The organism is Ochrobactrum sp. XJ1 (genome assembly GCF_024701725.1).
Taxonomy (GTDB): Bacteria; Pseudomonadota; Alphaproteobacteria; order Rhizobiales; family Rhizobiaceae; genus Brucella; species Brucella anthropi.
Genome location: NZ_VDGD01000011.1, coordinates 116,950 through 131,299 on the forward strand (window position 1 = coordinate 116,950; position 14,350 = coordinate 131,299).

Sequence of the window (14,350 nt, forward strand, 5' to 3'; positions counted from 1 at the left end):
AGAACGGCTTTTGTCGCGGACAAGCAGGGCGGAATTTTTAACCCTGTTTATCGAAGAGAACCATGGCACCACCGCTCCTTCGCCTCGACGAGATCAAGCTCACCTTCGGAGGCACGCCGCTTCTGGAAGATGCCAGCCTTTCGGTAAGCGAAGGCGATCGCATCGCGCTGGTCGGACGTAATGGTTCGGGTAAATCCACGCTGCTCAAGATCGCCGCCGGTATGGTGGAAGCAACGTCGGGTGAGGTTTTCAAACATCCGGGTGCAACTGTCCGCTATCTTCCGCAGGTGCCGGATATGGATGGCTTTGCCAATGTTCGCGCCTATGTGGAAGCGGGGCTTGGGCCAGCCGATGACCCGCATCGTGTCACTTATCTTCTCGAACATCTCGGACTGACCGGCGACGAAAAGCCGGATCATCTGTCCGGTGGCGAGGCACGCCGTGCCGCTCTGGCGCGAGTGATCGCGCCGCAGCCCGACGTTCTGCTGCTGGACGAGCCGACCAACCATCTGGATCTGACCACCATCGAATGGCTGGAAAGCGAACTGCGCCAGATTCGCTCCGCCATTGTTTTGATCTCGCATGACCGCCGCTTTCTGGAAAATGTCAGCCGGGCGACGGTCTGGCTGGATCGCGGTCTTACGCGTCGTCTTGAGCAGGGCTTTGGCCATTTCGAGGAATGGCGCGACAAGGTGCTGGAAGAGGAAGAGCGCGACCATCACAAGCTGGGGCGGCAGATTGCGCGCGAGGAGCATTGGCTGCGTTATGGCGTTACGGCGCGCCGCAAGCGCAATATGCGCCGTCTCGGCGAACTGCATTCCATGCGTGCCGATTTTCGCAATCATCGCAAGGCACAAGGGACGGCGGTACTGGCGGCAAGCGATACCAAGGAATCCGGCAAGCTGGTGATCGAAGCCAAGGGGTTGAGCAAGGCCTATGGCGAGCGTGTTCTGGTAAAGGATTTTTCGATCCGGGTGCAGCGCGGCGATCGTATCGGTCTCGTTGGACCCAATGGTGCCGGAAAGACCACGCTTCTGTCGCTTCTGACTGGCAAGCTTGCGCCGGATTCCGGAACGTTGCGGCTTGGCGTCAATCTCGAAATGGCCGAACTCGACCAGAAGCGCGAAAGTCTCAATCTGGATGAGACATTGGCGCATTATCTGACGGATGGGCGCGGCGAAAGCCTTGTCGTCAACGGCGAACAGCGGCATGTCGTGTCCTATATGAAGGACTTTCTGTTCCAGCCGGAACAGGCGCGTACCCCCATTCGGGAGCTTTCCGGTGGTGAACGTGCGCGGTTGATGCTGGCCCGTGTTTTGGCGCGGCCCGCCAACCTGCTTATCCTCGACGAGCCTACCAACGATCTTGATATGGAAACGCTCGATCTGCTGCAGGAGTTGGTTGCAGGTTTTCCCGGTACAGTCATTCTGGTCAGCCACGACCGTGATTTTCTGGATCGCACGGTTACGTCGGTGATTGCACCGGAAGGTGACGGGCGCTGGCTCGAATATGCAGGCGGCTATGCCGATATGATGGCGCAGCGCAAGGAGCAGGCCTTGAGCCGTCGCTCGGTCAAGGTCTCAGGCGTCCGCAGTGACGAGAAGTCGGAAGAGGATGCGCCGCAGCCCAAGCGTGAGGAAAAGCGCAAGCTTTCCTACAAGCAGAAATTCGCGCTCGAAACGCTGCCCGGCAAGATGGACGCTCTCTCGAAGGAAATCGTAGTGCTGGAAGGCAAGCTCGCCGATCCGCAGCTTTATGCCAAGGACCCGGCGCTTTTTGCCAAGACTGCCGATCTTCTTGAGAAGAAGCGCTCCGAAAATGCGGCCATGGAAGAAGAATGGCTGGAGCTGGAAATGCTGCGAGAGGAAATCGAAGGGTAGGGCTACCCTTCGACATAATCTTCGAACTTAACTGCTCGCCTTGTTCAGCAAGGCGATTTCATCGTCGCTGAGTTTCAGTTCGGCTGCGGTGATCAGCTCACCGAGCTGAGCCGAGCGTGTGGCGCTGGCAATAGGGGCTGTGACTGACGGCTGCGCGATGAGCCATGCGATTGCAACCTGCGCAAGCGTGACATCGAGATTTCGTGCTACGTCATCGAGTGCCGCTATGATCCGCGAACCACGATCCGTCAGATATTTTTCGACTGATTTGCCGCGGGCGCTTTGTCCAAGATCGTCAGCGGAACGGTATTTCCCGGTCAGGAACCCTGCTGCGAGCGAATAATAGGAAATAACGCCGAGTTCGTTTTCGTGGCAGATTTTCTCTAGCCCATTTTCGAAATCTGCTCGATCATAGAGATTATAAAGAGGCTGCAGGCTTTCATAGCGTGGCAGATTGTTGGTCCGGGCGACATCAAGCGCTTCAGTCAGTCGCTCAGGCGTGAGATTGGACGCACCGATGGCGCGCACCTTGCCTGCGTCGATCAGTTCCTTATAGGTACCGAGCACATCTTCGAACGGTGTTTCGGGATCGTCCCAGTGCGATTGATAGAGATCGATATAATCCGTCTGCAGCCGTTTGAGGGAGGCATCGACCGCTTTGCGGATATAGGCCGGGGAAAGACCTTTTTCGTCAGGCCCCATCTCGGACCCAACCTTGGTGGCAATGACGACTTTGTCGCGCAGGCCGCGAGATTTCAGCCAGTTGCCGATAATGGTTTCGGATTCGCCGCCCACATTTCCGGGTGCCCAGGCCGAATAAGCATCCGCTGTGTCGATGAAATTGAATCCGGCATCGACAAAACGGTCGAGAAGCGAAAAAGACGTCGCTTCATCGACCGTCCATCCAAATACATTGCCGCCGAAGCAAAGCGGCGAAACATTGAGTTCGGTACGTCCGAGCTTCCTGAACTCCATAGACCTTATCCCCTTCCTCTGAATACGAATCGCGGGCGATCCGTCGGGTTTCGATTTCGGGAAGAAGGAAGGCTCCGGGAAGAGCCGAAATCAGCTCATGCCAAGCGCATCCATATAAAGCTGCAGCATGGCTTCTTCTTCCTGACGTTCATGGTCTTCTTTTTTACGCAGACGAATAATGGTCCTCACGACCTTGCTGTCAAACCCCGAGCCCTTCAATTCCGCGTAAACTTCCTTGATATCGTCACCGATAGTCTTTTTTTCTTCTTCCAGGCGCTCGATGCGCTCGATGAAAGCACGCAACTGGCCGACAGCAATGGTTTGGGCTTCGCTGGTAATGTCGTCGCTCACGAGGAGTTCTCCAATTCAAAATCTGTGATGATGCGGACACGCATTGCGCGAAAACCGCTTATCGAAAGTCTGGACCGTTTTTCCCGCGAGTCGCAGGCAAAATTAAGAGCCTTTTTCGATGCACGACCCGATTTGGCGGGTCAAGCCCTGTGGATAGCGGGTAAAGCCTCTCCTGACAGGCCTGTTACTCACTGCGATCAGCACGCGAGCCGAAATGCTGGGCCGCATGAATGCCGGGCAAGGTGTTGATGTGCGCGATCATTGGCGCCAGCCTGTCAGCCCATTCAGCTGCTCCTTTGTCATCGGCAATCAGGTCCTGTCGTACCTCGATCAGGACATGGGCGAAGCCCTTTGCCGTCGCGTGGCGATACATGGCATCGTTCTTGAGGGCACCGTCATAAGGTTCGTTGTCGCCAACCGTCAGATCGACGTTTTCACGCAGCAGCGACAAAAGCGGCTTTACGGCGCGGTCGTCCTTGTCCCAGAGAAGGCCGATCTGCCAGGGGCGGGCCTTTTCCTTCCAGCGCGGCGTGAAGGAATGGATCGAGACGATGAAAGGCGCTGCCCCGCTTTCAGCCACCACGCGCTCGCTCGCTCGCGCGACCGTGTCGTGATAGGGACGATAGAAGCGTTCAAGCCGTTCCTCGCGTTCACCTGCCGACATTGGGTAATTGCCGGAAATGACCGCCCCATCGGACAATTGCATGATAAGCGTCGGGTCGTCTTCACCACGATTGGGATCGATCAAAAGGCGCGAAAAGCCGCCAAGGACGGCAGGCACGTTCAGGCAGGTTGCCAGTTTGCGGGTCAGATTCTCGACGCCAATGTCATAAGCGATATGCCGGTCGAATTCACTTGTCCGCAAACCAAGCGTGCCATATTCGGCTGGAACATCACGCCGTGCATGATCGGCGGTCAGGAGCAGGCCGAGACTAAAATCGCCGTCGACACTATGTGCTGGCGAGAACGGCGACGAAGCGGTTGATCCGGATTGAAGCGGCATGGAGCGAAATCCGAGGCTAAATAAGGGGATTATTTCTGTGTTGTGCGGGAAGCTGTTTCAGGTCTGTCATGAGAAAGCCCGGATTGCAACGATCATTCTTTGATGAAGAGTACCTGTTCTCAATGGGATTGCGTTGACATCAAAGGCGAAACTGCCGAAAAGAGAGCGACCCGAAATGGGATTTGCCCGAGATGGGATTTCCCTGTGCAATATAAATTGTTCGATAAAACCGATAGCGGGCTGAAGGGGTTCTGCGTATGCGACTTCCACTATCTCTAGTTTTGTTTGCCGGTGTGCTGATGACTGCGCTGGGCATGACATCCATAGAGGCTCGTGCGGATTTCCGCGTATGCAATGCAACCCAGAACCTGGTTGGTGTGTCCATCGGCTACAGAGCCAAAACCGGCTGGGTGACCGAAGGCTGGTGGCATATCGACGGATCAAGCTGCAAAACCCTCATCGAGGGGCCGCTGACATCGCGCTATTATTACCTCTATGCAGAAGACGCTCAGGGCGGCGGACGCTGGGAGGGCAAGGTCAATATGTGCGTGGCCGAGAAAGAATTCCGTATTACTGGCGTCCAGGATTGCTTCGCGCGCGGTTTCCAGCGCAACGGCTTCCAGGAATACGACACCGGGGAACAATCGAGCTGGATGGTTCAGCTCACCGATGAAACGCCGACAGCAAATCCCACCGTTACAGGAACGAATAGTCAATGAAGCGCAACCGCAAGGTCAAGATTCTCGCCACGCTAGGTCCGGCATCGGGTGAAGAAGCCGTCATCCGCAAGCTGTTTGAGGCAGGCGCGGATGTGTTCCGCATCAATATGAGTCATGCCGACCATGACCTGATGCGCACCCTCGTCAAGCGCATCCGTAATGTGGAAAAGGAACTGGGCCGTCCTATCGGCATTCTGGCCGACCTTCAGGGCCCGAAGCTGCGTGTTGGCAAGTTCAAGGACGGTAAAGCCGATCTCGTTCCCGGCCAGACCTTCACCCTCGACAACAACGAAGCGCCCGGCGATGAACATCGCGTCTATCTTCCGCATCCGGAAATTCTTGAAGCTGTCGAACCGGGTCATCGCCTGCTGATCGACGATGGCAAGCTGCATCTGGTCGCCGAGGCGAGCGACGGCAAGTCGATCCGCTGCAAGGTGATTTCCGGAACGCGTATTTCGGACCGCAAGGGCGTCAGCCTGCCGGACACGACGCTCGGCGTCGGTGCGCTGACGGAAAAGGACCGCAAGGATCTCGATGCCGTCCTGAAGGAAGAAATTGACTGGGTTGCGCTTTCCTTCATCCAGCGTCCGGAAGATCTGGCCGAGGTACGCAAGGTTTCGCGCGGCAAGGTCGGCCTCATGTCGAAGATCGAAAAGCCGCAAGCCGTGACGCGTCTCGATGAAATCATCGAGCTTTCGGACGCATTGATGGTTGCGCGCGGTGATCTTGGCGTTGAAGTGCCACTTGAAAGCGTTCCAGGCATTCAGAAGCAGATTACCCGCAAGGCGCGCCGCGCGGGCAAGCCGGTTGTTGTCGCGACGCAGATGCTGGAATCCATGATCACAGCTCCGGTTCCGACCCGCGCCGAAGTGTCCGACGTTGCAACCGCTGTGTTTGAAGGCGCCGATGCGATCATGCTTTCGGCGGAATCGGCTTCGGGCCAATATCCGGTCGAAGCCGTTGCCACCATGAACCGCATTGCCGAACAGGTTGAAAAGGAACCGACCTATTCGACCATCATCGATGCGCAGCGTGCTGCGCCAGAACCAACGGGTGCCGACGCGATTTCGCTTGCTGCACGCCAGATCGCAGAGACGTTGAAGCTTTCGGCCATCGTCACCTACACCGCTTCAGGCACGACCGGTCTGCGCGCCGCTCGCGAGCGTCCGCGCACGCCGATCATCGCCCTGTCGCCGGTCGTCGATACTGCACGCAAGCTGTCCCTCGTCTGGGGCCTGCATTGCGTGGTGACCGCCGATGCGCATGATTTGGAAGATATGGTCAACCATGCCTGCGAAATTGTCTTCCATGAAGAATTTGGCAAAGCTGGCGACCGCGTCATCATTACCGCAGGTGTCCCATTCGGCACGCCGGGCGCGACCAACATGCTGCGCATCGCCTATATTGGACCAGACGGAAAGTCAGGCATTTAAACTGAAGATATGCCAGCCGTGACGGCCGGCAAATGGCGTTGTTTTGCGCTGCCGGTGCTCATGTGTATTTCTTTGACGCATAGTCTAATCCGAAAATTCTGCGACTTCTCGGGACTATGCGTGGAAGTACATTCCGCTCGGGCTCTCAAACTCCACCAGTTTGGTCGCTAAAGCGCCCATCGTCGATTCCGGCTCGCCACAGCCGCAATCTCATCCAGTTATGGCAGATAGCATTTAAAGAAACGCGCTCCTTCGGAGTGCGTTTTGTTTTGGTCTTGATGAATTTTGAGAATGTTTTGGGGGTAAGCCGGAGCCGTTCTAAGAGCCTGAATCAAAAAGCGATACAGGCGACTTCTGGAACAGGCTCTAAGTCCGCGTATCCGTCAGTTCGTCGGCCAAATCGTTGAAGTTCTTCTGTGCGTCGCGCATCATCGGATAGACGATGAGAGCCTGCTCATAGGCTTTTAGTGCCTGTTCCTTGAGGCCGCGCAAGCGCAAGATGGCCGCCATGCCGGTCAGGGCGCCATAATGGCGCGGTTCCAGCTCCAGGGTACGATTGATATCGTACATGGCGTGGGCGTAGTCTTTTTGCAGAAAATAGACCGTAGCGCGGCGATTCCAGGCCTCCGCATATTCCGGGTCGAGCGCGATCGCTTCATTCAGGAAGTCGATTGCCGAGGGATAACGCCGCTCGAGCATCGCCGCATTAGCCCATTGCATCAGGAGATCGACTGTTGCGCTGCCTGACTGCGACCACAGCGTATTGATCTGTGAAGCAATGCGCCGCGCCTTGGCTTCGTCCGTTGTACGGCGAAGATCGGCAAAGAGCTTGTCGAGACGCTCTTCAGGCGTCTGGGCGGTCGCTGGTGCGGGCTTTTCGGGGGCAGGTTTCTGTTCGCTGTCGGGACCGGTTTGAACGGGTGTCAGAGGTGCGGTGAGCGGTATTTTGCCGGGTGCCACTTCGGCATAAGCAAGCGGCACCGTCGTACCAAGCGACGCGAGCACAGAAAAAGAAACCAGACATGCAAAAACGTTCCGCATGCGCATAGATTTTACCATGCGCAGCGAAACGTCAAATGCAAAATCAGAAATAAGATTAGCCCTGACGAGCCTTGTAGCGCGGGGCGGTCTTATTGATGATGTAAACGCGGCCCTTGCGGCGGACCAGCTGGCAGTCACGATGACGGCCCTTGAGCGCTTTAAGCGAGTTCTTGATCTTCATGTCAATCACCGGTCTTGTTGGCCCGTTGACGTGCAGATGCCGCGGGGCTTCATAAAAACAGGCGCTCGAGGCGCCAATTGATTACAGGCACTGTTAGATGCCCGAAGGGTTGGCCGAAATACACAAGGTTTCAGGCAAATGTCAACTCCTGAGCCGCAGATTCAGGGCACTGGAGCTGAAATTCTTGGCAGGTGGCAAAGATTCATCGGGAATCGACGGGATTCCCGATGAACATTATTTCCCGCAGGGGTGAATGCGCGTCACATGGCCCATTTTGCGGCCCGGACGTGCTTCCTTTTTACCGTAAAGATGCAGCACGGCATCCTTTTCAGAGAGAATCGCTGGCACCTTCTCGACATCGTCGCCGATCAGGTTTTCCATCACGCAATCCGAATGCCGGTCGGTGTTACCCAAAGGCAGACCGGCGATGGCGCGGATATGCTGTTCGAATTGCGAAATGGCGCAGGCCGCTTCCGTCCAGTGGCCCGAATTATGGACACGCGGGGCGAATTCGTTTGCCAGTAGCGTGCCATCCTTCAGGACGAAGAACTCAAGTCCGAGCACACCGACATAATCAAGCCCGTTCAGAAGCTTTGCAGCGGCCTTGCGGGCTGCTTCTGCCGTGTTTTTGGAAACGGCAGCCGGTACGGTCGAAGTCGCAAGGATGCCGTCCTTGTGAACGTTTTCGGCAATATCGAAGATTGCGACATTGCCGGAGCGGTCACGTGCTGCGATCACCGAAACTTCGCGCTCGAAATCGACGAAGCCTTCGAGGATGGCCGGGGCACGATTGATCGCGAGAATCGCCTTGTGAGCTTCGGACTCGTCGAGTGATGTCAGGCGGACCTGTCCCTTGCCGTCATAACCAAGACGCCGCGTTTTCAGGATGCCGCGCTCGCCAAGTGCGCCCAGAGCTGCAATCAGGGTCTCTTCATCGTCCACAAGACGCCAGGGTGCCGTCTCGATGTCGCTGGAGTTGAGGAACTGCTTTTCCGTAAAGCGATCCTGCGAGACTTCAAGCGCTGCCGGGGGAGGAAAGACCAGAGCGATTTCGGCCAGCCTGTCGGCAGCGCTGACCGGCACGTTCTCGAACTCGTAGGTAATGACGTCGGACGCTGCTGCAAGTTCTGCAAGCGCTTTCGGATCGTCATAGGCGGCAATGATCTGGCGATTGGCAACCTGTGCTGCCGGGCAATCGGCCTGTGGCTCCAGGATCACCGTTTCAAAACCGAGACGTGCTGCGGCCATGGCAAGCATTCTGCCGAGCTGACCGCCGCCGATGATGCCGATCGTTGCACCGGGCCGGAGTGCAGAATTGAGTGCGGAGTTGTTCATATCAGGCCTCGTTTGAAGGGCGCTCAGCCACGCTTTCCGTTTGCGCAGTGCGCCATTCATCGAGGCGGGCTGCAAGCGCCTCATCGTAAAGCGCCAGAACGGCGGCGGCGAGAAGGGCGGCGTTGACCGCACCGGCGCGACCGATGGCGAGCGTGCCGACGGGAATGCCAGCTGGCATCTGCACGATGGAGAGGAGCGAATCCTGACCCGAAAGGGCCTTGGACTGGACCGGAACGCCGAAGACAGGCAGCGGTGTCATGGCTGCAGCCATGCCGGGCAGGTGAGCCGCGCCGCCCGCACCTGCGATAACGACCTTGAACCCTTCCGCCTTGGCGCCTTTGGCAAAGGCAACGAGCCGGTCAGGCGTGCGATGCGCGGAAACGATCCGGGCATCGAAGGAAATGCCGAGTGCTTCCAGTGTGTCCGCTGCATGGCGCATGGTTTCCCAGTCGGACTGGCTTCCCATGATGATGGCGACATCGGCAGTAACGCTCATTGATCTTCCTGCTCCGCTTCTTTCGTGCATGTTTCGGGTGATATTAAAATGATAAAGCCGGGCGAACCCCGGCTCTGTCATCGATCATTATGGACATTCAGGCGATGATGTCGGGGATCACCCGATCTTCCATCTCCTGCAGCTTGTCCTTGATTGCGAGTTTTTTCTTCTTCATGCGCTGGACGCGCAATTGGTCGCAGCCAACCGCTATCATGGCGTTTATGGCAGCATCGAAATCCGCGTGTTCCTGTTTCAGTCGTGCGACGGCCAATCTGATTTCGGCCTGTTCCTGATCGGACATGCGGTGCCCCGTTCTGTTGAATAGTTTTACGGGCCGCGCCAAACCATAAAAGGTGCGGCGTCAGCCCGTTTCCGGCGAAGCCCTTATCACATTTTTCGCGTCAGGAAAATGCTACCACGACAAAATCGACTTTGCACCAAACTCATGCCAAACTGTCATGGTTCTGTCATGGACGGCGGCTGTCGAAGGCGACAAATATACCGTATCCCTGGCAGCCGGGACTGCGTGTTTGGCCCGGAATACAGGAGGTGTGCCGGGCGTTCATGCAGGTTGAATGACGGGATAGCGGGTAAACGGACAAACGAGGTCTGCGCTGTTCCGTAAATAAGGGAAATCAACCAAAGGAGATCTGATGATGGCTATCGAGTCCCATCTTGCCACGCTCGAAAAAAAGCACGGCGCTCTGGAGCAGGAAATTTCCGAAGCCATAGCGTCACCGGCAATGGACGACCTGCACGTTGCATCTCTCAAGCGCAAGAAGCTTATGCTCAAGGACCAGATTGAAAAACTGAGATCCCAGGTAACACGTCACTAACAGGGAAGCCGCGCTTAGATCGCGGTTTGATAAGGCGTCTCAAGCCATCGACATTGGAGACCGAACGGCTCTGGCGAGCTGGTATTTCTTTGTCGTGAATGCAGTTTGCATTCCAAAGCGAAGATGCCAAAATTCAGCATTGGCGGCTGTGACACAGCCGCCGAACATATTGATTCAACTATTTAACCGGCTCTATTTATCGACGGTCATTTTCAGCGCCCGTCACCCTTCTGTCTCAGCTCTTGGATCGAGGTTCAGCGCTTCCGGTGTTGCTCCACGTTCGGAAGGCATGCTCTTGAACTGGTCTTTCTCTTCTTTCGGGACGGATGCACGCTTGCGGGAACGGAACAACGCATAGCCGGTGATGGAAATATGCGCGAGCATGGTGATGGCGAAGAGGCCGGATGGCCAGAAAATATCCATGGCTGCTGCTGCCAGCAGTGGTCCGAGCATAGTGCCGAAGCCGTAAAGCAGCAAAAGCCCGCTCGATACTTTCACAAAGCTTTCCGATGTCGCATGATCGTTGGCGTGGGCGACGGCAACGGGATAGAGTGCATAGGCAAGTGCGCCATAGCATCCGGTCATCGTAATGATGACAGGGCCGCTGGATGGAGAGACGAGGAAGGCGATGAGGCCAACCAGTGCCGCCAGCGCCGCAACGCTTGCCAGAACGAAACGCCGGTCGACCAGATCGGAAATGCGTCCGATCGGAATCTGCATCAAGGCACCAGCTGCAATGGTGACACTGACCATCAAGGCGATTTCGGTGGTAGAAATGCCGGACTTCGCACCGAAGACAGCTCCGAGCGTACCCCAGGCGCCATTGGCGATGCCGATCAGGATGCAACCTACGAAAGCTGCAGGTGAGTTATTGTAGAGCGCCTTGAGATCAAGCTGCACTTCCGTCAGTGGCTTGGGGCTGACGGCTGTGGAGATCGCGGTCGGGATGAGAGCCAGGCAGAAGAATATGCCGCTTATCATGAACAGATGATCGGAGCGTACGTCGCCTGCTGCTACCAGCATCTGGCCGGACATGGTGGCTCCGTAGTTGACCATCATGTACATGCCGAAAATCTTGCCGCGCGATTCGTTGGTCGCACGCTCATTCAACCAGCTTTCAATGACCATGAAGGCGCCAGCCATCGAAAAGCCGGTGAAGGCGCGCAGGATCACCCAGATCGTGGCATCCACGAAGATGCCGGAAAGCAGGGCGATGACCGCAGCTGATGCGGCAAAGCAACCGAATGCCCGTACATGACCGACGCGGCGCACAAGACGCGGTGCGAACAGACAACCGGCAACGAAGCCGCCTGCCCAGGTCGTGCCGAGCATGCCGAGCGATGCCACTGAGAAACCTTCCACACCGCCGCGCAGCGGCAATAGAAGACCGTGAAGTCCCGAAGCTATGAGAAGGAAGGCTGTGCCGCAGAGGAGGGCCAGAACCTGAATGTAAATGCGCAAAACTCTATTCCCGAAGTCTGAAGCCGAATTGTCAGTGCTGAGGCTGATGAGTGATCGCTGAGATCAATGATTGTTGTTCCTAAAGCGCGTCGCCCGGAAATGGTTCCGGCTGCGTGCTCCGGTATCCATTTCCGTTGACGACCCCATTCCTATCGAAACAATGCTTCTGCCGCAGCGCGGCTATCGCCCTTCTTGAGGCGTTCTGTCTTCAATCGCTCTATTTCGGATTGCAGCAGGGCTATGCGCTGGTCGATCTCGATGACCGAAAGCAGCGATAGCTCCTCTTCGCTTAGCGCCACGCTGTTGCGGGGCTTTACCACATCCTCATCGAAACCGCTCATAGCCGTCCTCCGTGGTCAATGATGGCTCAGAAAAGATTTAACACCTTGAATCGTCGCATATATATTTGAGAAAATCGATGACGATTTCCCTAACGTGACGTCTTGCATCCGCCGTGCGGCATTTCTGCGACGATGCGTAGGGCCAGAAATCTGAATGGAGTTTTGAATATGATGGCCGACTTGCCTTCCCAGATGACTGCTATCGAAATCTCCGAACCGGGCGGAGCCCATATGCTTCGACCCGTTCAGCGCTCGGTGCCTGAACCCAAGGAAGGTGAAATTCTGGTGCGGGTACGCGCCGCCGGGGTTAACCGACCGGACGTCCTGCAGCGACAGGGACAATATGCGCCGCCACCCGGCGCATCGGATATTCCGGGACTGGAGATTGCCGGTGACATTGTTGCCATGGGCAGCGGGGTCAAGCGGTTCAAGACCGGCGATCAGGTGGTCGCACTGCTGGCGGGCGGCGGCTACGCTGAATATGCCGTCGCGCATGAAACCAACGCACTGCCCTTGCCTGCCGGCTATGGCTACATCGAAGCGGCGGCGATCCCTGAAACTTTCTTCACCGTCTGGCACAATGTGTTCGAGCGCGGCGGGCTGAGGAAGGGCGAGGTTTTTCTGGTTCACGGCGGCTCGTCCGGTATCGGCACGACGGCTATCCAGCTTGCAAAGGCATTTGGTGCGACCGTCATTGCAACGGCGGGCTCGAAAGAAAAATGCGAAGCCTGCCTGAAACTCGGAGCAGATCGCGCCATCAATTACGGGCAAGAGGATTTTGTCGAGGTCGTAAAGGAAGTGACCAGGGGCAAAGGCGCCAATGTGATTCTCGATATGGTCGGCGGCGATTATGTTGACCGCAATTACAAGGCTGCAGCCGAGGATGGCCGCATCGTGCAGATTGCTTTTCTCAACGGCGCGAAGGCCACGGCCAATTTCGCAATATTGATGACCAAGCGTCTGACCCATACCGGCTCCACGCTGCGTCCGCGACCGGTTGACTTCAAGGCTGGCATTGCGCGGGAACTGGAGACAAAAGTCTGGCCGCTTCTGGCGCAACGACGCGTCGCGCCGGTGATGGACATGATCTTTTCGCTGAAAGATGCCTGGCGTGCGCATGAACGCATGGAGGAGGGAAGGCATATTGGCAAGATTGTGCTCGATATCGCTTAAGCTTCAGAGCCATTCTTGCTCTGGCGACAAAAAAACGATATATAGGCCGTGATTTCCCGGAAATTGTGGTTTTGCCCACGTCCCGCGCCACCGGAGCGGACGAACAGAAGGATTATATCTAATGGCCACCCAGCTTCTTATGCCGAAGGCAACGGCCGTTTGGCTTGTCGATAATACGGCGCTGTCTTTTGACCAGATTGCCGCTTTCTGCAAGCTGCACCCGCTGGAAGTGAAGGCTATTGCCGACGGTGAAGCCTCTCAGGGCATCAAGGGTCTGGACCCGGTCATCACGGGTCAGATTTCGCGCGAAGAGATCGCGAAGGGTGAAAAAGATCCATATTATCGCCTGAAGCTTTCCGAACCGAAGGTTCGCGTGCCGGAAGCCAAGCGCAAGGGCCCGCGTTACACGCCGCTTTCCAAGCGTCAGGATCGCCCGAATGCGATTCTCTGGCTGGTGCGCAATCACCCCGAGCTGAAGGATGCCCAAGTTTCACGTCTGATCGGTACGACCAAGTCGACCATCGAACAGATTCGCAATCGTTCGCACTGGAACTCGGCAAATCTGACGGCGATGGACCCGGTAACGCTTGGCCTTTGCTCGCAGATCGATCTCGACATCGAAGTCGAACGCGCCTCCCGCAACCGTCCGGCAACACCGGAATCGGATAGCACTTTGCTGCCAGCCTCCGCGACCGAGAATTTCGACTATCGTGACGAACAGCCTGCAGAAGAAGAGCTCGACGCGGACAAGGTTTTCGCCAAGCTCTCTTCGCTCAAGAGCTCGACGCCGGACGAAGAAGAAGAAGAATAGTCGGGACGGGAAACCGTTTTACCGAGATGCAAAAAAGCCCGGCTTCATAGCCGGGCTTTTTTGTTGGCTCAAGCTGCGGCCTTGCTTCCGGCAATGGGTGTTGTGGCAATCGAGTTTTTCAAGGCATCAGCAGAGCGTCCTGCCACGCCTTGTTAAGAAAAGCGCCGATCTGATCCAGTCTGATCGAAACGCGCTCTAATCGGATCAAGATAAGAAATCAGCCTGTGGTTGATATACCGGTATGAGCACTTCGCATTTTCAGGCGCACGCACCCTGCCCCCCCCCAACATCTGCGCAATATAAAAGAGAATTAT

At 56.5% G+C, this 14,350-nt stretch carries 16 protein-coding genes; 6 read left to right on the forward strand and 10 right to left on the reverse strand.

Annotated features, from left to right (window positions below):
* Window positions 1-62 precede the first annotated feature (62 nt).
* The gene (locus tag FG152_RS20070) at window positions 63-1,880 is read left to right on the forward strand and encodes an ABC-F family ATP-binding cassette domain-containing protein (RefSeq protein ID WP_010661428.1); all 1,818 of its coding nucleotides are present in this window, start codon (window positions 63-65) and stop codon (window positions 1,878-1,880) included.
* Window positions 1,881-1,907: 27 nt separating this feature from the next.
* On the opposite strand, the gene FG152_RS20075 is transcribed toward FG152_RS20070, so the two are convergent.
* From FG152_RS20075 to FG152_RS20085, 3 genes are all read right to left on the reverse strand, one after another.
* Entirely contained in the window at window positions 1,908-2,855 is a 948-nt protein-coding gene (locus FG152_RS20075) for an aldo/keto reductase (RefSeq protein WP_036581627.1), read from the reverse strand.
* Between the two features lie 90 nt (window positions 2,856-2,945).
* The gene (locus tag FG152_RS20080; RefSeq protein WP_002964837.1) at window positions 2,946-3,206 is read right to left on the reverse strand and encodes a DUF2312 domain-containing protein; all 261 of its coding nucleotides are present in this window, start codon (window positions 3,204-3,206) and stop codon (window positions 2,946-2,948) included.
* 184 nt (window positions 3,207-3,390) lie between these two features.
* Entirely contained in the window at window positions 3,391-4,209 is an 819-nt protein-coding gene (locus FG152_RS20085) for an N-formylglutamate amidohydrolase (RefSeq protein WP_010661426.1), read from the reverse strand.
* A 257-nt stretch (window positions 4,210-4,466) separates the two neighbouring features.
* Between FG152_RS20085 and FG152_RS20090 the strand changes: the two genes are divergently transcribed.
* On the forward strand, window positions 4,467-4,928 hold the full coding sequence (locus FG152_RS20090; RefSeq protein ID WP_010661425.1) for a DUF1036 domain-containing protein: 462 nt from the start codon (window positions 4,467-4,469) through the stop codon (window positions 4,926-4,928).
* Complete coding sequence (pyk, locus tag FG152_RS20095; RefSeq protein WP_010661424.1) at window positions 4,925-6,361, forward strand: pyruvate kinase; 1,437 nt, start codon at window positions 4,925-4,927, stop codon at window positions 6,359-6,361. Before FG152_RS20090 ends, pyk begins: the two co-directional genes overlap by 4 nt.
* 366 nt (window positions 6,362-6,727) lie before the next feature.
* Here pyk and FG152_RS20100 read toward each other — a convergent pair whose 3' ends face one another.
* The 5 genes from FG152_RS20100 to FG152_RS20120 all read right to left on the reverse strand — a co-directional run bounded on the left by FG152_RS20100 (window position 6,728) and on the right by FG152_RS20120 (window position 9,715).
* Window positions 6,728-7,420, reverse strand: coding sequence for a tetratricopeptide repeat protein (locus FG152_RS20100; RefSeq protein WP_010661423.1), 693 nt, complete (start codon window positions 7,418-7,420; stop codon window positions 6,728-6,730).
* A gap of 37 nt (window positions 7,421-7,457) precedes the next feature.
* The gene (gene ykgO, locus FG152_RS20105; RefSeq protein WP_010661422.1) at window positions 7,458-7,583 is read right to left on the reverse strand and encodes a type B 50S ribosomal protein L36; all 126 of its coding nucleotides are present in this window, start codon (window positions 7,581-7,583) and stop codon (window positions 7,458-7,460) included.
* A gap of 234 nt (window positions 7,584-7,817) precedes the next feature.
* Window positions 7,818-8,918: a 5-(carboxyamino)imidazole ribonucleotide synthase gene (locus tag FG152_RS20110; RefSeq protein ID WP_010661421.1), complete on the reverse strand. Its 1,101-nt coding sequence runs from the start codon at window positions 8,916-8,918 to the stop codon at window positions 7,818-7,820.
* Between the two features lies 1 nt (window position 8,919).
* Complete coding sequence (purE, locus tag FG152_RS20115; protein WP_010661420.1) at window positions 8,920-9,414, reverse strand: 5-(carboxyamino)imidazole ribonucleotide mutase; 495 nt, start codon at window positions 9,412-9,414, stop codon at window positions 8,920-8,922.
* Window positions 9,415-9,511: 97 nt separating this feature from the next.
* Window positions 9,512-9,715 carry a YdcH family protein gene (locus tag FG152_RS20120; RefSeq protein WP_006471281.1) on the reverse strand — a complete coding sequence of 68 codons (204 nt, stop codon included), beginning with the start codon at window positions 9,713-9,715 and terminating at the stop codon, window positions 9,512-9,514.
* 352 nt (window positions 9,716-10,067) lie between these two features.
* On the opposite strand from FG152_RS20120, the gene FG152_RS20125 reads away from it, so the two are divergent.
* Window positions 10,068-10,250: a YdcH family protein gene (locus FG152_RS20125; RefSeq protein ID WP_012091308.1), complete on the forward strand. Its 183-nt coding sequence runs from the start codon at window positions 10,068-10,070 to the stop codon at window positions 10,248-10,250.
* Between the two features lie 222 nt (window positions 10,251-10,472).
* Here the strand turns inward: FG152_RS20125 and FG152_RS20130 are convergent, their stop codons facing one another.
* The gene (locus tag FG152_RS20130; protein WP_010661418.1) at window positions 10,473-11,711 is read right to left on the reverse strand and encodes an MFS transporter; all 1,239 of its coding nucleotides are present in this window, start codon (window positions 11,709-11,711) and stop codon (window positions 10,473-10,475) included.
* 149 nt (window positions 11,712-11,860) lie between these two features.
* Window positions 11,861-12,052: a DUF1192 family protein gene (locus tag FG152_RS20135; RefSeq protein ID WP_010661417.1), complete on the reverse strand. Its 192-nt coding sequence runs from the start codon at window positions 12,050-12,052 to the stop codon at window positions 11,861-11,863.
* A gap of 168 nt (window positions 12,053-12,220) precedes the next feature.
* Between FG152_RS20135 and FG152_RS20140 the strand changes: the two genes are divergently transcribed.
* The gene (locus tag FG152_RS20140; RefSeq protein ID WP_029376277.1) at window positions 12,221-13,225 is read left to right on the forward strand and encodes an NAD(P)H-quinone oxidoreductase; all 1,005 of its coding nucleotides are present in this window, start codon (window positions 12,221-12,223) and stop codon (window positions 13,223-13,225) included.
* A 121-nt stretch (window positions 13,226-13,346) separates the two neighbouring features.
* The gene (locus FG152_RS20145; RefSeq protein ID WP_010661415.1) at window positions 13,347-14,036 is read left to right on the forward strand and encodes a DUF1013 domain-containing protein; all 690 of its coding nucleotides are present in this window, start codon (window positions 13,347-13,349) and stop codon (window positions 14,034-14,036) included.
* Window positions 14,037-14,350 lie beyond the last annotated feature (314 nt).